Consider the following 20,795-nt stretch of genomic DNA (forward strand, 5'->3'; position numbering starts at 1 on the left):
AGAAACGACTCTATTCAATAAGAAAAAAATTTTATAAAAACAGGAAAAAAATCTATTTTCAAATAGAATTTTTTTTTGTATGATAGATCTAGATTTAAAACAATTTGATGAGTATTAGGGAAGGCAAATGGTGCGCCACCAGCTTCTGCAGCTGGTTCTAGTGGGTTCGATTCCCACCCCGAAATTTTTTGTGAATGCTATGAAAAATTTCGAGGGTGGATTCGGACACTACAGGACCGGAGTGCCCTCATATGGAGGGATTTACATGTTGAAGAAGCGCGATGTACACGAAAGTCATGTATTATTCGACTTGATGACGCATCCGGAAGTCTTCCCTTTTGTGCGCCAAAAAGCGCATTCTTATGAGGAATTTGTGTTTGTAACGAAACAAACGATTGAAGCAGAAGAGCGCGGAGAATTAATTTCCCGTACGATTACTGATGAATGGGGCAACCCAATCGGCACAATTAATTTATATGACATTGAAGACCAGTGCGGCTTTTTGGGCACCTGGCTCGGCAAGCCATTCCACGGAAAAGGATACAATGCTCCTGCCAAGGAAGCATTTTTCCACGAGCTGTTTTTTGAGCTCGACATGGAAGCGGTATTTATGCGCATTCGCAAAACCAATACCCGCTCGCGCAAAGCCGCAGAAAAACTTCCTTACGCTATCCTCGCTAACGAAACACGATCTGCCGTTTACTCACGCATTAATGAACAGGAGGAAGTGTTTGATCTGTTTGAGGTATCCAAGGATTTATTTACCTTTTACATGCTGCGTCAACAAAGCGAAGCGGCCGAGGAACAAGCGTTGGAAGCTTGATCTCTGCTGTCCCCTAACAATTGCATCACCTTTCCCTTTTCCCCTTCAGCGGCCGCTGAAGGGGTTTTCATATATATCAGGCAGTGCCTATCGCTTTTATGGTATAATTCTCTCATTCTATGTGCAAATACAGAACAAAGGAGGGCGGGAAATGAAACAGACTTTTACAATCAATCAAAAAATCAAACGGCTCCTATTTATTTTAATCCCTATTCTCATTACTCAGCTGGGAATGTTCTCAATGAATTTTTTCGATATTATGATGTCGAGCCGGTACTCTGCTGATGATTTAGCAGGCGTTGCCATCGGCTCTTCTCTATGGGTGCCGGTTTACACTGGGCTAAGCGGAATTTTGCTTGCTATTACTCCTATTGTCGCTCAATTGGCAGGCGCCAAAAAAACGAAAGAAGTCCCTTTTACCGTTATGCAAGGCATCTATGCAGCCATCGCGCTGGCCGTCATCGTTTTTGCTATCGGATGGGCAGCGCTCGGTCCGGTTTTAAATATGATGCATCTTGAGGAAAATGTAAGAGACATTGCTCAAAAGTATGTCATTGCCCTATCGTTCGGCATCATTCCTGTTTTCATCTATACGGTTCTTCGATGCTTTATCGATGCGCTGGGAATGACTAGAACTTCAATGGTCATTACATTGATTGCTTTGCCATTAAATATCTTTTTCAACTATACCCTTATTTTTGGAAAATGGGGATTCCCGGCCCTTGGCGGTGTGGGAGCCGGCTATGCATCAGCGATTACATACTGGCTGATTACCATCATTGCCGCCTTCGTCATTCATCGGGAACAGCCGTTTAGCCGGTATCAAATCTTTCATTCCTTCCCTCCCATTTCGCTGGCTAAATGGAAGGAGATCTTGTTTATCGGTATCCCGATCGGACTGTCTATTTTCTTTGAAACAAGTATTTTTTCTGCAGTCACCTTGCTGATGAGCGAATACAGCACAAAGGTAATTGCCGCACACCAGGTAGCGATTAATTTCGCTTCGCTCCTTTATATGGTTCCACTCAGCATTTCAATGAGTTTAACGATTATTGTCGGCTTTGAGGTTGGAGCGGCCCGGCTGAAAGATGCCAAGGTTTTCAGCTGGCTCGGCGTTGGCGCAGCTATTTGTTCCGCCTTATTATGCATTACGCTGCTCATGCTGTTCCGGGAGCCAATCGCCTCGTTTTATACAAAAGATCCGGAAGTGCTGAAGCTGACGACTCACTTTCTCTTCTTTGCAGCATTATTCCAGCTGTCGGATGCTATCCAAGCCCCTGTTCAAGGAGCGTTGCGCGGATATAAAGATGTCAATACTACTTTTGTTATGACAATGATCAGCTATTGGGTCATTGGCTTGCCGTTAGGCTACTATCTTGCCAATACAACAGACTTTGGAGCGTACGGCTACTGGATTGGTTTGATCTCAGGCTTAACAGCCGGAGCTCTTACTCTATCTACCCGCCTATTCCTGATTCAGCGGAAGCATCCACATACTAATGAACCGGTCGATCAGCTGCCTACTTAACGGAACCGCCAAGAAAATTTCTTAAAAAGAAAAGTCCGGCGAGGAGCATAAGCTCTCTGCCGGACTTTTCTTTTCCTTCTAACCATAAGATTTCCAATTGAACATACTTACTATTGGTTATGCACCAGGCGGACGGTTTTCGAAATCGTAATCTACAGGTCCCGGAGCTACTCGAGAGTGCTCCAAGGCAGGTGTATCCGGCCGTACAATTTGGTAGACGGAGGCACCCACAATCTCTGCTGTTTCTTGCAGTTTGTTTTTATCAATTTTATCAATGGTATCCGCTGGTGTATGATACCACGGCTCAAGAGGAGAATGAATAAATAAAGCGGCTGGAATGCCAAGTTCATGGAATGGCTGATGATCACTGCGCCCCAACTGGCCGTACGGAACCGCTTCGCCTAATGCTGTTCTTGCGCCTGCAGCTGCGGCAAGATCTGTCACTAAATTTTTCTTGCCATCAATGGTGTACATGATTAATCCATTTGCCTTGTGGCCGCCGCCTGCATCCTTGCTGCCGATCATATCCATTTGAAAATGTGCGACCATTCGATCCGCTTCCTCATCACTTAACGTCCCGGCATAGTGGTAAGATCCCAGCAAGCCTTTTTCCTCCGCGCCAAAGGTAACGAATCGCAGCTCTGTATCGGTTGGCATATTCGCCATAACTCTTGCAAGCTCCAGCACAGCGGATACTCCCGAAGCATCATCATTAGCACCTGGTCCGCCTGGAACAGAGTCATGGTGAGCACCAATCATAACAATCTGTCCTGTATCCTTGTTCTTGTGCGGCTTCATTTTGGCAATGACGTTGTAAGAGGTTTTTTCCTCCATACCCGAGCCTGTCACCTTCAGATGAGCCGTTTTTGTGCCGGCTTTTAATTGCTCTACTAACGTTAAGCCCTGATCCTTTGTGATGGCCACTACCGGAATGTTTTGTCCATATCCAGCCTGGCCAAACGTATTGGATGTACCGGAGTTATTGTACATAATAACTCCGACAGCACCTTTATTTAGAACGTTTTGAATCTTTTCAAGAAATGAAATATCGCCTCGTTCTATTAAGGCAATTTTCCCGCTTACTGCATCTGGCACCGTGCCGGCGATTGCTTTTCCGACATGAATGACTTCAGCCGTCACCTCATCGCTATAGGAACCAGAAACCACATACGGATGGAAGCTTTGATTCCCGATTTCCAAGGTTCCGCTAACATTCTTTCTTACCGCATCATAAAATTTGAAGGGCTGCAATTCTGTCTGATAGCCATACTTCTCAAATTGGCCTTTTATGTACATGGCTCCCTTTAATTCTCCATCAGTTCCAGCTGCCCTTGGCTGTTCTGATAATAAAGCAACGGTATTATACATATGATCCGAGTTAATTTTTTTGATTATCTTGTTGTCGAAAGCGGCGGCAGCCTGTGAATTTGGCACTCCCTCTTTTCCTTGTGCATAAGCGCCTTGAACACTGAATACAAGCCCAGCTGTTAATAAAAGAGACATCGCTTTTTTCTTGCTCATTCAACCACTCCTATTCTCCAAAATAGAAACGCTTCCAGTTGATTATCAAGGATTTGATCCGATTAGTAAACGTCAACTGTATTACAAAAAACAAAGCGGTTTGACAGCAGCAATTACTTTCCCTCTAGACGCGAGAGAGAGATTTGTTAAATAGTGCGGTAAAACTAAGAAAAAGCTTGGACAAATAGCCAATTTTGCCTACTAGTTTTTCTCAAGCAGTCCAATAAAAATTAAAGTTTGTCCGCAGTTTTTTTATTTTTCTTGTGGACGAGGCTGCTTCGATTTCCGCAGGAGTCTTTGCGCCTTCCATTCCAATCAACTGGGGGTACAAAAAGAGGGCAGCCATTGATTTTTTTGATGATAAAGCGCCGCTTTTCTCCCTCTTAAAAGGGGTCACCATAAGATTATTCCGGCTGCCTTTTGCCGACAAACTGAAAGGACCTTTAACAGGTCCTTTCAGAGATAGTTCTTCGTTTTACCTTCCAGCCTTAAAATAAGCGGAAGCCTAAATAGAATTATTCCTGCGGCCGATTGTCGTAATCAGCGCGATAAATTTTTCCGAGAACGTCCTGGCCGCCAGTAACAGGAATCATGCTGCCGGTAATAAAGTCCGCATCATCAGAAACGAGAAAAGAGACAACCCTGGCGAGATCTTCCCCGGTTCCCGGCCGGCCCACCGGAACGAGAGAGCTTGTCTCGCGTCTTGCATTGGCAATAGTTTCTTCCTTCCAGCGCTCAGCAATATCACCTGGACAAATCATATTAGCGGTAATGCCATGTTTCGCTTCTTCCAAGGAAAGCGTTCTTGTAAGAGAAGCGAGACCGGCTTTGGCAGCCGCAAAGGCGGAGCGGTAAATCCAGCCTGGTGCCGTTTCTACCCTATCATAGCCAAAGGTGATCACTCTTCCCCACTTTTCGGCGCGCATATAAGGCAACGCCAGCTTGGTTAAATAAAAAGCGCTGTTTAAATTGCCGTTAATCATGTACTGCCATTCATCCCATTCATACTCATCCATTGTTTTTCGCAATGAGATGTAAGGACCAGCGTTATGAATTAACACGTCCACCCCGCCAAAAGATTCAGCTGATTGACCAATCAGCGCCTCGCAATCCGATTTTTTTGAAATGTCACCTTGTACCGCGATCGCTCCGACTCCAAATTGTTCCGATAGCTCGGCGGTCAGTTTTTCTGCTTCTGTCTTGCTGGTGCGGTAATTGATAATGATGTTATACCCCCGCTCGGCTAGAACAGCTGCCGTACACTTGCCAATTCCTCTTGAACCGCCTGTAATCAGTGCCGTTTTTCTCCCCATGACATCCTCTCCAAAAAAGTAATTATATAAATTATACTAATCATCCGCTTTGAAATATGCAAACATAACCGCAAAAAAAGCACCGCGAATATACGGTGCTTAAGATTGGCAGATACGTTCTCAGCCAAGCTCCCCTGTCTGATCGTCTAAAAAGCAAGTAAGCCCGGCGGAACACAGACAGCAAAGCGTCGAGTACTTAACAGCAGTCTTCAGTTAATTGCTTAAAATATCAACACTTATTTAATACCTACTGCATCGAAAGACTTATTTACAGCATTTACTTCCGGCGAACTGGCTCCATATAGATCAGCTGCTGATTGAACTAATGCCGCACGGGCTTGGCTGAACGTAGAGGAGGCTGTTAAGTAGACCGTATTCGCCCGGTAGTAGATTTTCCCTACCTTTTCATTGCCGATTCCTGGAACGGTGATGCTATAATGAGTGCCGCCTTTTGCCAGCAAGTAAGCCGCTTTGTTAATAATCCCGCTATTTGTATGGACACCGCCGTTATCTCCTGTGCCTGTATAACGCTTAGAGTAGTGGTCTGGATCGCCATTTTTTGTCGGATCGCTCATCGAACGCAAAGCATCGTTTGCCACGCCAGGTGTATAAATGTCTTCTCCGATTTCATAGTCAGGGTTATTATTAGCATAAAATTCAACGAGGGTGCCAAAAATATCGGACATCGCTTCATTTAATGCTCCGGATTCATTTTGATAAATTAAATCTGAGCTATTGTCCGTTACAGCATGTGTTAGTTCATGCGCTACAACATCTAGTGCCCCTGATAGCGGGATGAATGTCGACCCGTCGCCATCTCCATACACCATTTGGCTTCCATTCCAAAAGGCGTTGTTGTATTTGCTGCCATAGTGAACCGTCGATTTAAGTGCAGCTCCCCGATCATCATAAGAATTGCGGTTAAATTTTTCTTTATAATAATCATAGGTTTTAGCTGCATAATGGTGAGCATCGACAGCTGCTGCCTCATAAGTGCTGGTTAATACGTTATCGGCACTAGACCAAAGCGTACCTGGAATACTGGAGCGATTCGCTGCATCATGCGTTAATATACCGCCGCCTCTTGTCCGATCCTGCAAATAATAGGTAGAGCCTGACAGTATCATGTTAAGGCTTTTAGTATCTCCTAATACTCCTTTTCCAGTGCCTGTTGTATCAGTTGCAGTGGCGGAAGGACCAGGTTTTCCGGGACCTTTCTTTCCTGTTTGCTGAGCATTCGATTCGTGAAGGTCATTATATTTATTTAAGATTTTTCCAGTAGAAGCTTCAACAAAATAATTAAAGTTTCCTGGCTTCGGATAGAGAAAATTTAAGTTTACGAGATAAGCATATGTAGCCTCATCGCCTTCCATATAGACAACTAGCTCAGACGTTGGCTTTTTCTCATATTCCGGAACGAACCCGAGGTCTGCCTCAGCAATTTTAATAGATTGGTTGGCATTGACTTTTTCTTCATGTTTCAATCCTTTTTTATCTTCAAGATTAGGCGTAACGGTTCCAGAGAAAACAGTCAATACCCCATCATTTGTGACGGTTGCAGCTTGTGTAGATCCCCAAACAGGAACCCCATTATACATTTGCTGCAGCCGAAGAGCAGTAGAGCCGTCTTTATCCTTCTTGCTGGACATGACTTTGAACGATTCTTTAGGTGATTGGGAACCAAGCTTATACTTCTCTTTGTTAGCGCTTACATATTCGTGAACAATACTTTCAGCGCTTTTTTGAGACGGCTTTGTCAGGTGGCCTGAAACAAATTCCGGTGATCCAACTGTCTGGTTGTATTTGTAATTGGATAAAACATTTTTCGGTGCTGCAAGAGATGAAGCAGGAGCAAAGGCACTAGCGGCTAATCCAATCGACAATCCAAAAGCTAACACTTTTTTGTTCACTTAAATTCCTCCCTAGTTAACATGAATCGTGGTTCAGAAATAATAATAGCACGTTCCTGCCGATATTCATACTATTTTTAAATTTTTGAATACATTTAACTACCTTTAATGTAATTTTAAGGAAAATAGACTCTTAAACAACTAGATAGATTATGAGTTTATCGTATCAGTCATTAAGCTTCTCCTGCTTTACTGAACGATTAGTGAACATCTCTTCCCCGACACAAGTATGGTTCAGCTGGATCACAATAAATTTCAAGAAAGAGGCCATTTTGATCATCTTTTATTCTCTTATATCGCTTTAAGATCAACCAAAAGATTTGGAATGGAGATCAACAGCCCTGTCCATAATAAAACTAAAAAAGACTGCGGACAAACTTCAATTTTCATTGAGTTTGTCTACAGTCTTGAGAGATTCGGAATTTATCTGGAACCTCTTTTTTCGACAGCAAATTCTCTTTTTACTTATTTTCCGATAAACATTTGTGTCCAAATGTTTCCGTTTGCTACGTATCCAACACCGATGTGTGTATAATCTTTATTCAAAATATTTGCACGGTGTCCCGGGCTTTCCATCCATGCTTTTACCACTTCTGCCGGTGTGCGCTGCCCTTTAGCAATATTCTCTCCTGCTGTACGGTAAGTAATACCGAACTTTTTCATCATATCAAATGGAGAACCGTATGTTGGGCTAGTATGTGAGAAATAGTTTTTAGCCAACATATCTTCTGATTTTTTTCTAGCCACTGAGCTTAATTGCGTGTCAGCTTTTAAAGCTGGTAATCCTGCTTTTTGGCGTTCGTTGTTTGTTAGATCAACCACTTGCTGCTCAAATGCACTCAATCCAGCAGTTGGCTGTGCCGGCTTGCTTGGTGCAGGGGCAGTTGTTTCCGGTGCGGGCTTCGTAGATGGTGCGGGTTGCGCCGGTTTTGTTTCTGGAGCTGGCTTCGTCTCAGGCACTGGCTTTGTTTCTGGTGCCGGTTTTGCAGATGGTGCTGATTGCACCGGCTTCTGAACTGTCCAGCCATAGTTTTTCAATACCCATTGTAAATTGATCGTTCCTTGTTCTAATTGCTTTGATACTTCTTTAGGGACAACAACTTGTCCTGTTTGACACTGAACTTTTACTGTTGGCTGTGAAACTTGAGCGGCTTCTGTTTTATTGACAAATGGAGAAGCAAGTAATGCGACGGATGTTGCTAATGAAACGATTACTTTTTTATTCATATAAATTTCACTCCTACTTTTTTCTTTTTTTGACAGTAAAATCGTAACATGATTTTTTTGTAATAAGAGAGGCAATTCATAGCAAAAAAACCAGTCTCTTTTTTTAAGAGAGTATGAGCGGCTTCAGGGAACAATTAAACGCCTTTATCCTTGAAATAGCGGCGTTTTCCATAGGTTTCATAAGCAAGAACTCATCGGCTTATTTTCCACCCTCGTGGTTTCCTTTCATGAAATTGGCACGTTTTCTTTTCTAAAAAAAGAGAAGAATTCAGAAGTTTTTTTCAAAAAAGACAATAAGATGACAAGACCGACATTTTTTTTGCTGATTTGTAAAGAAGATCCGCCTGTTCTTTCCATGCTTTTCCGCTTAACGAAGAAGTTTTCACTGTTTACAATATATTTAAATGATTTATTATTAGAAGAGAAAAGTTACATAATGCCTATGTCATTTATCACATTCATTATTCAAGGAAGAATGATTTTGTAGTAGATGATCCACCTATCTGCCCTCGTTCATTTAAACGCAGGAACAGAACGATGCTATTAGGCAGCTGTTAAAATACATTGAGTTTGTCAATTTGAAAGGTAGTTATCATGAAAAATTTCGATAGTGATGTCTTGTTTTCCAATGCTTTTCAACATTCCGCTATTGGCATGGCCCTTGTCGGCCTTGATGGGAAATGGCTGAAAGTCAATCATGCCTTGTGCGAATTAATCGGCTATGCTGAAGAAGAACTTCTTCAAGTAACCTTTAAAGATATAACCCACCCTGACGATTTGGAAAGTGATTTATCCCATGTCAATGAATTAATACAAGGGAAAAAAAGTTCCTACCAAATGGTCAAGCGGTATTTTCATAAAGATGGGAGCATTATTACTGTTTTATTGACCGCTTCTATTGTTTGCGACGAGGATCATCACCCGCTGTTCTTTATTTCACAAATCCAGGACATTACCGAACAGAAAAAAGTGGAGTCCGAGTTAAAATTGTTTGCCAAGGTTCTTGAAACAACACAGCAGGGCGTGATCATTGCTGATGCAGATGAGAAGATCACTTATGTCAATGAAGGATTTACCAAAATTACCGGCTACTCGTTCGAGGAAGTAAAAGGCCAACACTTAAAACTCCTTCCATCAGGAGACCATGACGATTCGTTTTTACGGGAAATGTGGATGAATTTGCTAACTAACGGCTACTGGGAAGGCGTGATTTCCAATAAAGATAAATTTGGAAGCACCTATACTCAATGGCTGAATATCGGCACTCTCAAAGATGAGACAAATAAAACCACTCATTACATCGCTGTCTTCTCTGATGTTTCAAAATTAAAGAAAGCAAAAAACAAACTGAAAGAGATTAACAAGCAATTAAATCAGCTTTCCGCTATAGATGAACTCACCGGCATTCCCAATCGCCGGACGTTTGATGAAAAGCTTTCAGCAGAATTGAAAAAAGCGACTCAATGGCATAAACCATTGTCCGTTGTATTGCTCGATGTTGATTTCTTTAAAACTTATAATGATACATACGGACATTTAAAAGGAGACACCTGCCTAAGAACTGCCGCTGCCGCCATGGAGAAAAAGGTTGCTGAGTTTTCCGGCATCCTCGCAAGATATGGAGGAGAGGAGTTTATCGCCATTCTTCCAGACATGCCTCCTAAGGAAAGTTGCATAGCCGCGGAAGAAATCCGAAAAAGTGTGGAAAAGCTGAAAATCCCGCATGGAAAATCTAAAGCCGGTGAGTTTGTAACGACTAGCGCCGGTCTCATTACTGTTTTGCCTGGTAAACATCATTATGCGCCGGACGATTTAATCCACTTGGCTGATCAAGCACTGTATGAAGCAAAAGAAGCAGGCCGCAACCAATTAAGAGTAGCAAAAGGAAGCGACATTTTCTGATTAGCTTTTAGTGCAGGCGATCCTTTTACTTGACTATAGATAAAGAGCCGGCTTCTTCCCAATGCTCAGGAAGAGGCCGGCTCTTTGTATTCTTATGAAGCGGAGCTTGTCTGCTCGTTTTTCAATGTATCTATTGCTTTTTGTTTTTGTGTATCATTTTCTTGAATTTTTTCTCGTAAATCCGTCATCAATTGTACGGTCGTCTCACCTGACAGCACGCCTGTTTGCTCAATGTTTGATTTCTTCTGGAAATCTTTTACCGCTTTTTCAGTTTCTCCATCAAAAAAGCCGTCTACTTTTCCTGGCGGGTAGCCAAGTGCTTCAAGCATTTTCTCGGCAGTTTTTACTTCCTCTGATAAACTGTCGAGCTTAAGCTCATTGTCGGGACTTAAATAAGACAAGTTAGCATAGTCAGGAAGTTTGACCGGTATGTCCGGTTTAATTCCTTTTTTGTGAATCCAATTTCCGCTTGGCGTCAGCCACTTGGCAGTTGTAAACTTCATATTCGAACCGTCTTTAAAATCCTCTGCTGTTTGCACGGTTCCTTTTCCGAACGTTTTTTCTCCAATGATCGGAACACCTGCGGATTCTTTCATAGCCGCTGCAAAGATTTCTGAAGCGCTGGCGCTGCCGCTGTCAACTAGGACAACGACCGGGACCGATATTTTCTCTTTGTTATCAGATACCATTTTTTCACGCTTGCCATTATTGTCCTCTACCTGGAAAAGAATTTTCCCTTCCGGCACAAACATATCGGTAATCTCAATGGCTTGATCAAGCAGTCCGCCAGGGTTTTGCCGCACATCAAGCACCATGGATGTCATTCCTTTTGCTTCCATGTCTTTGATGGCATCTTTTAGCTCTGCCGCTGTATGTTCAGAAAAGCTTGTGATTTGAATATGGGCGACCTTCTCATCATTTATTTCCGCATATACTGTTTCAATCGGAATTTCATCGCGTACGAGCGTCATTTCCATTGGCTCTTTTGCTCCGGCGGGCTGGACTTTTAATTTGACTTTTGTGCCTTTTTCACCGCGAATCAGTAAAACGGCTTCCGAGGAGCTCATCCCTTCCAGGCTTTTCCCATCGACCGCCAAGATCCGGTCATTCGGGCGAAGTCCGGCTTTTTCCGCCGGAGAGCCTTTAATAGGAGAAACAACTTTAATCATGCCTTTTTCTTCTTGTATTTCTGCACCGATTCCTTCAAAGGACGAAGAAACACTCTCATGGAATTGATTCGCTTCTTTTTTGTCCATGTAGTCTGAGTACGGATCATCTAAAGAATCAATCATCCCATTAATTGCCCCGTTTACGAGTTTTTCTTTATTTACGTCTTGATAATAATTTTTCTCTAGTTTGTCATAGGCCTCATACAGCTTTTCAAATTCCTGATGCGGCTTCATGCCGACCTCTGCTGCTTTTTCCCCTCCAAAAGCAAGAGCGAGCGTAGTAATGGCCGCTGTTGCAAATACGAGGAAAAACACAAGCATAATAAAATGGAACCTCTTTAACCGGATGTATGGAGACGGATGCTTGCCGCCAGGCTGGCCAGATTGATTTTCATCCATGATGCTCACCGCTTTCCATGCTTAATGTTCATTGTTTAACTCTTACATTCTATCAGTTTTCAAGCGAATTAAAAAGAAAAACCTCTCCCGAATAGAATAGGGAGAGAGGTTAGAAAGGAATTATATTTTTTTCACATGATTGAAGTATTCTTCCAGCGTCCATCCCTGTTTGTAAATCTCTGCGGCGGCCTTGGTGCCCACATAGCGAAAGTGCCACGGTTCATACATATATTGGGTAACCGCTTCCTTTCCTTTCGGATAGCGCAAAATGAACCCGTACTTATGCGCATTATTGGCGAGCCACTGCCCTTCTTTCGTCGTTTCAAATGCTTGGATTAAATCAAACTGAACACTTTCCCCTGAGATATCCATCGTCAGGCCCGTCTGATGTTCGCTTTGCCCAGGTGGTGCCACTGCCTGCGCAGCTTTTTCAAAGGAACCTGCTTTTGCGATTTGATTATTCATAATTTCTTCCTGCCGCTTATAAGAACGGTAGCCCGAAACAGCAAACAGCGCAATCTGCTCTTGTTTTGCCGCAGCAAACATTTTTTCAAGCGCCGCGGCCGCTTCTTTTCTCATATGGCTTTTTTCAATATCCTGCTCTCCAAAGGAAAACGGCACATTCGGACGCACTAAGTCTGGCGGTGTATAGTCTCCGGGCAAGGAAAACTCTTTGTTTACCAGCGCCATAATATTTTCAGGGTTAGTGATCACTTTTTTTCCTTCAGCTTCCGTTACTTCATTAAAAAAAGCGGAATCCAGCTCGAAAGCGGCAGGAGCCTCTTTCTCCTGCTGTTTCGGCTTCTCAGCAGCGCTCTGCCCGTGAGGCTTTTCTTGCTGGTCATGATCAGCCCCTCCTATTTGCTGGCAGCCGCTGAGCAGCAATGCAGCTGTTAGTAACCATCCTGTTTTTTTCATTTTATCACCTGATTCTTTACTTAATTTTGTCAAATTCTTGCTGGCAGGACGTTCAAAGGAAAACCAGCCCTTTCAATGGGCTGGTTGTTCGTTTGTTAATATCAAGCAGCTGAACATTTATTCTTGGATGGCTGCTTCAAGAGCTACTTCAATCATGTCATTGAACGTTGATTGGCGTTCGGCCGCAGTTGTTTCTTCTCCCGTTAAAATATGGTCGCTCACTGTCAGCACAGACAGCGCTTTTCGATCGTATTTTGCCGCTAATGTGTACAGCGCCGCCGTTTCCATTTCAATGGCCAGCATGCCATAGTTCGCCCATAACTCATGGTCAGCATTGTCATTGTAGAACATATCGGCAGTAAAGACGTTTCCAACTTTCAGCTGGAGCCCTTTTTCTGTACCGGCGTCAAAAGCTTTTTTTAGTAATTCCCAGTTCGCCGTTGGGGCATAATCGATTCCTTTGAATGTCAATCGATTCATTTGGGAGTCTGTAGACGCGCTCATAGCTAAAATAACATCTCTGACTTTTACGTCTTTTTGAATGGCTCCGCATGTACCGACACGAATCAAGTTTTGGACGTTGTAGCTTTGCATCAGTTCATTTATGTAGATAGAAATGGAGGGGACGCCCATTCCCGTTCCTTGAACAGAGATGTTTTTCCCTTTGTACGTTCCTGTGTATCCAAACATATTTCTGACTTCATTATAGCAAACCGGATTTTCCAAGAATGTTTCCGCAATATATTTCGCCCGCAGCGGATCACCTGGAAGAAGAACCGTTTCTGCTATTTCATTTTCTTTTGCTCCAATATGAATACTCATTGTAAACCCTCCTAAATAATCTCTTTCTGCTTTCATTATTGTAATTCTTTTTAGAAGGGTCTGCAATGAATATGGGAGCTTTCTTAGTGACAGGCTAATTAAGCGTATTTAGCAATCGTTTGTCTGAGCTTCTCTCGTAAATTTGGTATTTCTGCAGACTCTACTATTAGCTTGATATGGGTTTCATCCATTTCCAATGCTTCTGCAAATAAGCCGCCAATCCCTCTTGCTTTACGGTCTACTTGAAACAGCAATTCCGCTTTCTCGTTTGATTGTGCTAAGAAAATAATCTCCAATTCATCGAGTTTGCCTCGAAATGGACCGCTTATCGGCACAAATTCAAATTCTTGCACAAATGGAAAGCGGCTGCCGCTCCATCTTGGCGCCTGTTCACATTCTACCTCTCTGAGACGGAAGCCGAGCTGTCCAACCTCCTCCAGAACAGCCGCAGCCAACCGCGTCGGCCGCACTTCAATGTAATCTTTATCCCCCGGATCAGCCGCGTTTTTAATATCAAGCCCTGTTGCTACCCAAACGCGCGTATTGCCGTAAGTAATCGGTGTATCTGTCGGCAGCTCCATGGAAAAAGGAATAGATTTTTTCTCGTTAGCGCCAATCTTGAATGGTTCATTTAATTTGTGTTTCTTCACTGCCGCATGATCCGTATACTTGCGGTCATCGGCTTCACGGGTAAATGTCGTATACACAGTCAAATAAATCGAGTCAATTTGCTGTTCTGTGCTTCCCCCGACGATTTCCACCTGTCCCCGAATGACTTCCCCAGCCGTGTATTCTGATTTTTCCAGCTTAGTATCTACCTTTGCTCCGCCAATTCCAATGCTAGCCAAAATTTTATTAAAAAATGACATACCGTTTCCCCCTTCTCTATTCATATGCTCACGTAATATACGCCGGTGCCGCAAAAAAGTTTCAATTTTTTCACCTTAAAATGCTCTTGCATCCCACCGGGGAAACTGGCGGCGTTGATTAACGGAGCGATAAGAAGAAGGCTGTCCGCAATACTTTCGGCAGCCTCTTACGTTTCTTCTTCTAAATAGCGGTCCCATGCCTCATCAAAAACCCTCATGCCTGATAAATAAGAGCCGTTCATCTCTAAATAACGGCTTAATTCATCATAGTCATCAGCCGCTTTCGGAAAGCTGTGATCCGCAAATGCATGATTCGCAAATTTCGCCAACTCATCTCTCGGCGGCTCTTCCCGAAATTTCATTAAGTAATGATAAAATGATTTTCGCACAACCCCATCTCCTTTTTCACCCAATATAAAGGAAAGAGGTGTTTCGGTAAAGAAAAATTTTTGAAAGATTCCCGTATTCATTGCGTAAAGAAGGCTCCGTTCCGTTGTTTTGCGTGACTTCAAATTGCCGCTCGTTCAGTTTTTGCTTAATTCCGGCCGGTTAGCTTTCACTTCTTTTTCCTCCCCAGTGATTGCGGATAAAGGCCGCTCTCCCTGACCCTTGATGATAATCTTCGTAATGATGCGGATTTTTTTTATAATATTGCTGATGAGATTCCTCCGCCTCATAAAATGGCTGAGCCGGCAAAACCTTCACGCCGATCGGGAGCGGAAAACGCCCGCTCTTTTGCAGCTTTTGCTTTGAATCCTCTGCCAGTCGCCGCTGCTCTTCTGTGTGGTAAAAAACGGCTGTCTGATAAGATCGGCCGCGGTCATGAAACTGACCGCCAATATCTATCGGATCAATATTCCTCCAGTAAATTTCAAGCAGTCGTTCGTATGAAAAAACAGCCGGATCGTAGGTAATCTCCACCGCTTCATAGTGGCCGGTTGTTTCACTGCACACCTCTTCATAGGTTGGATTCTCAGTCGATCCTCCCGTGTAACCCGAAATGACTTCTTTAATGCCCGGCTGCTCCTCAAACGGTTTGACCATACACCAGAAACAGCCTCCAGCAAACGTTGCCTTTTCTTCCATTTTCCATCACCTCTTTTTATAAGTAATACCCGGTTTAATCAATTGAAATCCACTGCCGCTTTTTACATGACTGATAAAAAAGCTGTCCCTGAATGGCGGATCTGCCTTCAGGGACACTTCTGGACTGTGTGCGGCTATTCTGTCGGAAGCTGAAATGTAAAACGAATATCGTCCTTTTTCAAGTCGATCCGATCTGCTTTAACTTTCAAATCACTCTCAAGCTTCATTTTATCTAAAGAGATATAAATCAATTCATCATTGGGCATAATTTTCACCCAGTCTGGAAATTGATAAGCATCTCTTGCTGCCTTTAAGACATAGGAGACGGGCAAATTGATCCTGCCAACTTTAATGCCCTTTTGCCGAAGGATGACATTTCCGTTCTTCAGCGCCTCCGGTTCAAAGCTTAATTTATAATTGATTCTCTCTGAAAACACGGCGATATCTCCGTATAATTCTACTTGATCGCGCAAATAGACATTATAATCAACGAAACTCTTGGCCTTTTCTTTTTCTATAAACGTTTTAATGACCCGGTTTAAATCTTCTTTATTGGATTGCACATGAAACTCAACGGCCTCTTTCTCCGGCTGAGCTTTCGGCAACGGCTCATCCTTTACCGGTGAGAACAAGGCGATAGCGAGGATCAGAACAATGATCACGTTTAAAGTAAGCAACCCTAAAAATGCCAGTTTCCACTTTTTATTCATTCTCTCTCCTCATTTGCGTAAATAATTTTTTTGTTTGTCAGTTCTTCCAGCTTTTTCCCTTTGATTGTTTCAAATATCCTGTCGGCGATCCGTTCATAGCCTTGATCGTTTGGATGAAACTGATCATTATACAATAGTTCTTCCTTTGGATTTTCAAACAGATCTTCAACCGCCACAAAACAGGTTTGATCATATTGTTCAACAATGGTTTTGCTTGCCTCATTCCAATCATGAATGATAGCTTTGACTTCCTCCACATCCGCCAGTACCTTGGTGAAAGGATTGTATAAGCCCATTAAGACAATCCCGGCGTCCCTGTTTTCTTTTCTAACCGTTTGGATAATTTCATCGAGCCTTTTTTCATAGGAGCTGCGCTGCCGGTCAAATGCCGGAACGCTTAGCTTGGTAAAATTATCTTTAAATACCTTCATAATGTCATTTCCACCGATGGTAATAATGACAAGGTCAGCTTTTTGCAGGGATTTTTTCACTTCCTGCTGGTTAAGGCGCTCCAGCAGCTGATCTGTGCGGTTTCCTTTGACCCCGTAATTCACAAAGTTAGCTTTTTTCACCTCGGGAAGCTGTTCCAGCCGCTGTTGCAAATACGGGATATAGCCGCCGCTCTCCGTGCTGTCTCCTACTCCTTGTGTCAACGAATCACCAATCGAAACGACATGTAAATTTTTTGGAACGACCTCTGTTGTCTCGTTTGGAAATGTGGAACAGCCTGTTAAACTGAACACAAAGGCCAAAAAAATGATCCACATTTTTCTCAAGTTGTTCACCCCGCCGTTTGAATTATTCATATTATAGCATATTCCTTTTTTAGAAGAAGCTTTGAGCACAGCTTCTCAATAGGCCCTTGATCGATTGTATAGTATAATATGTTTAACTGTATAGCAAAAACACTAAAAAAGGAGTTTGACCGAATTGAAGGTACTATATTATTTTGCCGTTCTTGGCACGCTGCTCGTCCTGATTGCAGGCTGTTCCTCTAAAACTAGCGAGGGAAAATCTGAGAAGGCGGAGCATTCCGGCCATCATGATGCACATACTCAAGCGAATGGGGATTTGCAGGAGACTACCTCTTCTGTAGAAGAAATGCCTGATTTCTTAAAGGATAAAGATGAGCAGATGAAAGCTATTTACTTAGCGGCCGCCAAAAACCCTGAGGTTCTTGAATCTATGCCTTGCTATTGCGGCTGCGGTGATTCAGCTGGCCACAAAAGTAATTTAAACTGTTTTGTGGCTGATATCTCAGAAGACAAAATCGTTTGGGACGATCACGGCACACGCTGCGGCGTATGCTTGGAAATTGCTGCCGAATCTGTGCTGATGTTTAAAGACGGCAAGCCACTGAAAGAAATTCGCCAATATATTGATGAAAAATACAAGGAGGGGTACGCAAAGCCAACCCCAACTCCAATGCCGGCATAAAAAAGTGTTCTGAAAGCTTAAGCTTTCAGAACACTTTTTATTTATAGGAAACAAACGCTCATTTCGCCCAGTACATCAATCCAAGGGCGCCTACTCCTGTATGGGTGGAGATAATCGGAGTCGTCGTCTCAATTTCAAAATCGTCAAATCCCGTGACTTCGATGAGCTTCTCTTTTAACCGGCTTGCCAGCTCGTAGCCATCCGCATGCATCAAACCAATTTTTATAACCTTTTTCCCTTTAATTTCCTCAGCTATTTGCGCAGATAAGTACTTAATCACTTGGGCATGGCTGCGCACCTTTGCCACCGGATTTAGTTCTCCTGTATCCAGGTTTGCAATGGGCTTTATGTTTAAGAGAGAGCCGATAAAACCTTTTGCCCTGCCAATACGGCCGCCTTTTATTAAATTCTCTAACGTATCCACCACAATGTAGAGCTTCGTCTGCGAACGAATTTCCTGCAGCTGATGGACGATTTCCTCAACCGGGACGCCTTGTTCAGAAAGCTTTGCCGCTTCCACGACTTGGAAACCCAGCGCTTTTGAAATATAGCCGGAATCAACCACCGTGACATCCGTTTGGCTCATCTCTGCGGCCTGTTCGGCCGCCCGTACAGTTCCGCTCATCTTTCCTGTCATGTGAACCGACAGCACTTGACTGCCATCCTTTCCTAACTCATCATATACCTCTAAAAAGCGGCCTACAGAAGGCTGTGAGCTTTTTGGCAGCTCATTTGCCTCCTTCATTTTTTCTAAAAATTCATCAGGTGAAATATCAACTGTATCTAAATACGTTTTTCCATCTATAAAAATCGTTAAAGGAACGATAGTAATGCCATACTGATCCAGCACTTCTTTCTTTAGATCCACAGTTGAATCCGTTACTACTTTAATTTTTTGCACGATTCCACATCCTTATTATCCATCTGATCACATTATATCGCTAAACCTATTCTATGAACATCTTAATCTCTCGTTTTTGGATATTCCAATAAATATAAAAAGACGAAGAGAAGCTTCGTCTATAATGAACGCTAGTTTATAGCGGCTCTCGCGCCCTCTAGTCGGCTTCTTCTGCAACTGTGGCACTTTCCGCAATCTTTCTTGCCTGCTTTTCGCCTCTCTGGCTTACTGTACATCCTCTTACACCTTTATTCACTTCGATCCACCCTTTTTTCCTTAAAGCTTCAAGGATGAGTTTTACTTTTCCCTCTCCCATGGACAAACCTCTATTTTCTAATTCTTGCACAATACGTCTCCTGCCGATCCCATACTTTTGATAAATAATGAGCAGCACCTGCTCTTCTGCTGACAGAAAAGGCTTGATCTGCGTGAGCTCTGTCTGCGGTTCTTCGCTTCTCCATTCTGCAATGAAATAGGCCGGCAAATCATTCAGCATCATTCTTTGTTTTGGAAGCTTCATATTTACCATATATTCAACTATATTTACCAGCTCTCTTACATTTCCCGGCCAAGGATGGCGGGATAAAAAATCTGCTGCTTCTTTATCCAAGTATTCATTTACATGATACACATTATTCTGAGTGAAGACATTCAAATAATGATGAACCAGAGGCATGATATCTTCTTTTCTTTCCCGCAAAGGCACTGTATCCAAAGGCAGAACATTTAAGCGGTAGTATAAATCCTTTCTAAAAGATCCATCCGCTACTTTATCTGCCAGATTTTGATTGGTAGCCGAAATGATGCGAACATCCACCGGCACCTGGTGATTGCTCCCAACCCTTCTCACTTCCCCTTCTGCAATGACTCTTAATAATTTAGCTTGCACATCAAGCGGAGTCTCTCCAATTTCGTCCAAGAAGAGCGTTCCATGATTCGCTGATTCAAATAATCCCCTTTTCCCTCCCTTTTTAGCACCAGTAAATGCTCCTTCTTCATAGCCGAATAACTCACTTTCCAACACCGAAGGAGAAAGAGCTGCACAATTGACAGGAATAAACGGCTGGTTAGAACGCGGGGATTCATTATGAATCGCTTGAGCGAGCAGTTCTTTCCCCGTTCCGCTTTCTCCTTGAATGAGAATCGAGCCCTGTCTCTTGGCCATCCTCTTCGCCAGTTGAATCATCCTATTCATTCGCTCGTTGCGGGAATGAATATGAGCAAACTGATAACGAGCTATGAATTTGCCGCTATTGATTTTAGAGCTAATCACTTGATCTACATATTTAAAATTGTCATAGTTTTCAAGTTCAATTAAATAACAAATGACCTCTTTCTCATTTTCAACCTTATCCACAGATAGAATGTATGTATTATTTCTTAATTGAAACAGCTCTTCTTCATAATATTGAGCCGTCCTTATATCAAACTCCGCCCCGAATAAGTCTTTCACATGAACATCCAGAAAAGCATTCCCTTCAAAAATCCATTTCATTTTTTCATTAGAGTAAGTGACCTGCCCCTTTTCATCGCAAAACAATAATGCTTTAGGAAACTTATCAAAAATCATAGTTAACAATAAATTTGAATCATCCAACTTTCTGTTAATGATTGATAAGTACTTGGTTAGCTCGATAATTTCACTGACAAATTCAGAGGAGGCAAGCATCCCGGCTTTTTTAAGAATATTTAATTCAGACATAATTTCGGTAATGGTGGTGATATCAACCTGTCTATTCCCAATATCAATGACTTCTGAAACTTCTGGCGGCACAAACCGGCTTTCTCCCGGGGTGACAGCTATCGCACATGAAGAGTAGCTTGAAATACCCGGATAGTAAGGGAAGAAAGCCAGAGAGTGAAAGCCATGCCCCTTCAACTGCTCGATAGCCTCATAACAGCTTTCTTTTGTATCATTCACTAATAAAACATTCGTTTTCTCTTTCAGCATAAAAAGCTTTTCAATATGACGATAGCTCAATGCCCGTCTGGCAACAATAATCTTTTTAGCCCCTTGTACTTGTGCAGCTACGTGCTGTAAAATCGGTGCTCCTGTCAAGAGTACAATTTTATCTTTAAAGTCTTCCTCCACGCCTGTTTCAATGGAATATCCCCGAATAGCCACTTCATCTCCGACATAACGTTTAATTTGTTCCGTCATACTTTCCAACGTGTTGACTCCTAGAGAAATGATGATTAATTCCTTCATTGCTGCTCCTCCTCTCTTCTGCTCCTAATTGACCGTTCGTGCGGATTTGTT

The 20,795-nt window shown here is 42.8% G+C and carries 17 protein-coding genes and 1 pseudogene; 4 read left to right on the plus strand and 14 right to left on the minus strand.

Features of this window, described 5'->3' with window-relative positions:
- Window positions 1-265: 265 nt before the first annotated feature.
- Together B1A98_RS03660 and B1A98_RS03665 are read left to right on the plus strand one after the other, a co-directional pair.
- Entirely contained in the window at window positions 266-823 is a 558-nt protein-coding gene (locus tag B1A98_RS03660) for a GNAT family N-acetyltransferase (RefSeq protein ID WP_041096798.1), read from the plus strand.
- Window positions 824-974: 151 nt separating this feature from the next.
- Entirely contained in the window at window positions 975-2,351 is a 1,377-nt protein-coding gene (locus B1A98_RS03665; protein WP_063385720.1) for an MATE family efflux transporter, read from the plus strand.
- A 117-nt stretch (window positions 2,352-2,468) separates the two neighbouring features.
- On the opposite strand, the gene B1A98_RS20870 is transcribed toward B1A98_RS03665, so the two are convergent.
- From B1A98_RS20870 to B1A98_RS03690, 4 genes are all read right to left on the minus strand, one after another.
- Window positions 2,469-3,872 (minus strand): M28 family peptidase, encoded by a 1,404-nt coding sequence (locus B1A98_RS20870; RefSeq protein WP_063385719.1) that lies wholly within the window; start codon window positions 3,870-3,872, stop codon window positions 2,469-2,471.
- A gap of 515 nt (window positions 3,873-4,387) precedes the next feature.
- Window positions 4,388-5,185: an SDR family oxidoreductase gene (locus B1A98_RS03680; protein ID WP_063385717.1), complete on the minus strand. Its 798-nt coding sequence runs from the start codon at window positions 5,183-5,185 to the stop codon at window positions 4,388-4,390.
- Window positions 5,186-5,421: 236 nt separating this feature from the next.
- Window positions 5,422-7,095 carry a M4 family metallopeptidase gene (locus B1A98_RS03685; protein ID WP_063385716.1) on the minus strand — a complete coding sequence of 558 codons (1,674 nt, stop codon included), beginning with the start codon at window positions 7,093-7,095 and terminating at the stop codon, window positions 5,422-5,424.
- Between the two features lie 465 nt (window positions 7,096-7,560).
- A complete protein-coding gene (locus B1A98_RS03690; protein ID WP_063385715.1) occupies window positions 7,561-8,322 on the minus strand; it encodes a CAP domain-containing protein in 762 nt (253 codons plus the stop codon).
- Between the two features lie 594 nt (window positions 8,323-8,916).
- On the opposite strand from B1A98_RS03690, the gene B1A98_RS03700 reads away from it, so the two are divergent.
- The gene (locus B1A98_RS03700) at window positions 8,917-10,224 is read left to right on the plus strand and encodes a diguanylate cyclase domain-containing protein (RefSeq protein ID WP_063385713.1); all 1,308 of its coding nucleotides are present in this window, start codon (window positions 8,917-8,919) and stop codon (window positions 10,222-10,224) included.
- 92 nt (window positions 10,225-10,316) lie between these two features.
- Here B1A98_RS03700 and B1A98_RS03705 read toward each other — a convergent pair whose 3' ends face one another.
- From B1A98_RS03705 to B1A98_RS03740, 8 genes and pseudogenes are all read right to left on the minus strand, one after another.
- Window positions 10,317-11,792 (minus strand): lmo1851 family serine protease, encoded by a 1,476-nt coding sequence (locus tag B1A98_RS03705; protein WP_041096815.1) that lies wholly within the window; start codon window positions 11,790-11,792, stop codon window positions 10,317-10,319.
- A gap of 120 nt (window positions 11,793-11,912) precedes the next feature.
- Entirely contained in the window at window positions 11,913-12,710 is a 798-nt protein-coding gene (locus B1A98_RS03710) for a M15 family metallopeptidase (RefSeq protein ID WP_063385712.1), read from the minus strand.
- Window positions 12,711-12,827: 117 nt separating this feature from the next.
- Window positions 12,828-13,532: a purine-nucleoside phosphorylase gene (gene deoD / locus B1A98_RS03715; RefSeq protein ID WP_063385711.1), complete on the minus strand. Its 705-nt coding sequence runs from the start codon at window positions 13,530-13,532 to the stop codon at window positions 12,828-12,830.
- Window positions 13,533-13,630: 98 nt separating this feature from the next.
- The gene (locus tag B1A98_RS03720) at window positions 13,631-14,401 is read right to left on the minus strand and encodes a sporulation protein (protein ID WP_063385710.1); all 771 of its coding nucleotides are present in this window, start codon (window positions 14,399-14,401) and stop codon (window positions 13,631-13,633) included.
- 167 nt (window positions 14,402-14,568) lie between these two features.
- Window positions 14,569-14,790 carry a YozE family protein gene (locus tag B1A98_RS20715; protein ID WP_223661619.1) on the minus strand — a complete coding sequence of 74 codons (222 nt, stop codon included), beginning with the start codon at window positions 14,788-14,790 and terminating at the stop codon, window positions 14,569-14,571.
- A 46-nt stretch (window positions 14,791-14,836) separates the two neighbouring features.
- A pseudogene (msrA, locus tag B1A98_RS03730) lies at window positions 14,837-15,487 on the minus strand (peptide-methionine (S)-S-oxide reductase MsrA); the annotation flags it as partial.
- A 134-nt stretch (window positions 15,488-15,621) separates the two neighbouring features.
- Window positions 15,622-16,197, minus strand: coding sequence for a YpmS family protein (locus B1A98_RS03735; RefSeq protein ID WP_063385708.1), 576 nt, complete (start codon window positions 16,195-16,197; stop codon window positions 15,622-15,624).
- On the minus strand, window positions 16,194-17,003 hold the full coding sequence (locus B1A98_RS03740) for an SGNH/GDSL hydrolase family protein (RefSeq protein WP_223661621.1): 810 nt from the start codon (window positions 17,001-17,003) through the stop codon (window positions 16,194-16,196). The genes B1A98_RS03735 and B1A98_RS03740 overlap by 4 nt, the downstream gene beginning before the upstream one ends.
- Before the next feature lie 124 nt (window positions 17,004-17,127).
- Between B1A98_RS03740 and B1A98_RS03745 the strand changes: the two genes are divergently transcribed.
- Window positions 17,128-17,634 (plus strand): PCYCGC motif-containing (lipo)protein, encoded by a 507-nt coding sequence (locus B1A98_RS03745; RefSeq protein WP_063385707.1) that lies wholly within the window; start codon window positions 17,128-17,130, stop codon window positions 17,632-17,634.
- A gap of 58 nt (window positions 17,635-17,692) precedes the next feature.
- On the opposite strand, the gene B1A98_RS03750 is transcribed toward B1A98_RS03745, so the two are convergent.
- Both B1A98_RS03750 and B1A98_RS03755 read right to left on the minus strand, forming a co-directional pair.
- On the minus strand, window positions 17,693-18,535 hold the full coding sequence (locus B1A98_RS03750) for a DegV family protein (protein WP_041096828.1): 843 nt from the start codon (window positions 18,533-18,535) through the stop codon (window positions 17,693-17,695).
- Window positions 18,536-18,692: 157 nt separating this feature from the next.
- Window positions 18,693-20,744: a sigma-54 interaction domain-containing protein gene (locus tag B1A98_RS03755; protein WP_063385706.1), complete on the minus strand. Its 2,052-nt coding sequence runs from the start codon at window positions 20,742-20,744 to the stop codon at window positions 18,693-18,695.
- Window positions 20,745-20,795: the final 51 nt, after the last annotated feature.

This window comes from Pseudobacillus badius (assembly GCF_002189605.1).
In the GTDB taxonomy this organism is placed as follows: Bacteria; Bacillota; Bacilli; order Bacillales; family Domibacillaceae; genus Pseudobacillus; species Pseudobacillus badius.

What these genes read in the sequence shown, in the direction of transcription:
- B1A98_RS03660 (WP_041096798.1), top strand. Translation starts at nt 266, where the DNA reads ATGTTGAAGAAGCGCGATGTACACGAAAGTCATGTATTATTCGACTTG.
- B1A98_RS03665 (WP_063385720.1), top strand. Translation starts at nt 975, where the DNA reads ATGAAACAGACTTTTACAATCAATCAAAAAATCAAACGGCTCCTATTT.
- B1A98_RS20870 (WP_063385719.1), bottom strand. Translation starts at nt 3,872, where the DNA reads ATGAGCAAGAAAAAAGCGATGTCTCTTTTATTAACAGCTGGGCTTGTA.
- B1A98_RS03680 (WP_063385717.1), bottom strand. Translation starts at nt 5,185, where the DNA reads ATGGGGAGAAAAACGGCACTGATTACAGGCGGTTCAAGAGGAATTGGC.
- B1A98_RS03690 (WP_063385715.1), bottom strand. Translation starts at nt 8,322, where the DNA reads ATGAATAAAAAAGTAATCGTTTCATTAGCAACATCCGTCGCATTACTT.
- B1A98_RS03700 (WP_063385713.1), top strand. Translation starts at nt 8,917, where the DNA reads ATGAAAAATTTCGATAGTGATGTCTTGTTTTCCAATGCTTTTCAACAT.
- B1A98_RS03705 (WP_041096815.1), bottom strand. Translation starts at nt 11,792, where the DNA reads ATGGATGAAAATCAATCTGGCCAGCCTGGCGGCAAGCATCCGTCTCCA.
- B1A98_RS03710 (WP_063385712.1), bottom strand. Translation starts at nt 12,710, where the DNA reads ATGAAAAAAACAGGATGGTTACTAACAGCTGCATTGCTGCTCAGCGGC.
- deoD (WP_063385711.1), bottom strand. Translation starts at nt 13,532, where the DNA reads ATGAGTATTCATATTGGAGCAAAAGAAAATGAAATAGCAGAAACGGTT.
- B1A98_RS03720 (WP_063385710.1), bottom strand. Translation starts at nt 14,401, where the DNA reads ATGTCATTTTTTAATAAAATTTTGGCTAGCATTGGAATTGGCGGAGCA.
- B1A98_RS03735 (WP_063385708.1), bottom strand. Translation starts at nt 16,197, where the DNA reads ATGAATAAAAAGTGGAAACTGGCATTTTTAGGGTTGCTTACTTTAAAC.
- B1A98_RS03740 (WP_223661621.1), bottom strand. Translation starts at nt 17,003, where the DNA reads ATGAATAATTCAAACGGCGGGGTGAACAACTTGAGAAAAATGTGGATC.
- B1A98_RS03755 (WP_063385706.1), bottom strand. Translation starts at nt 20,744, where the DNA reads ATGAAGGAATTAATCATCATTTCTCTAGGAGTCAACACGTTGGAAAGT.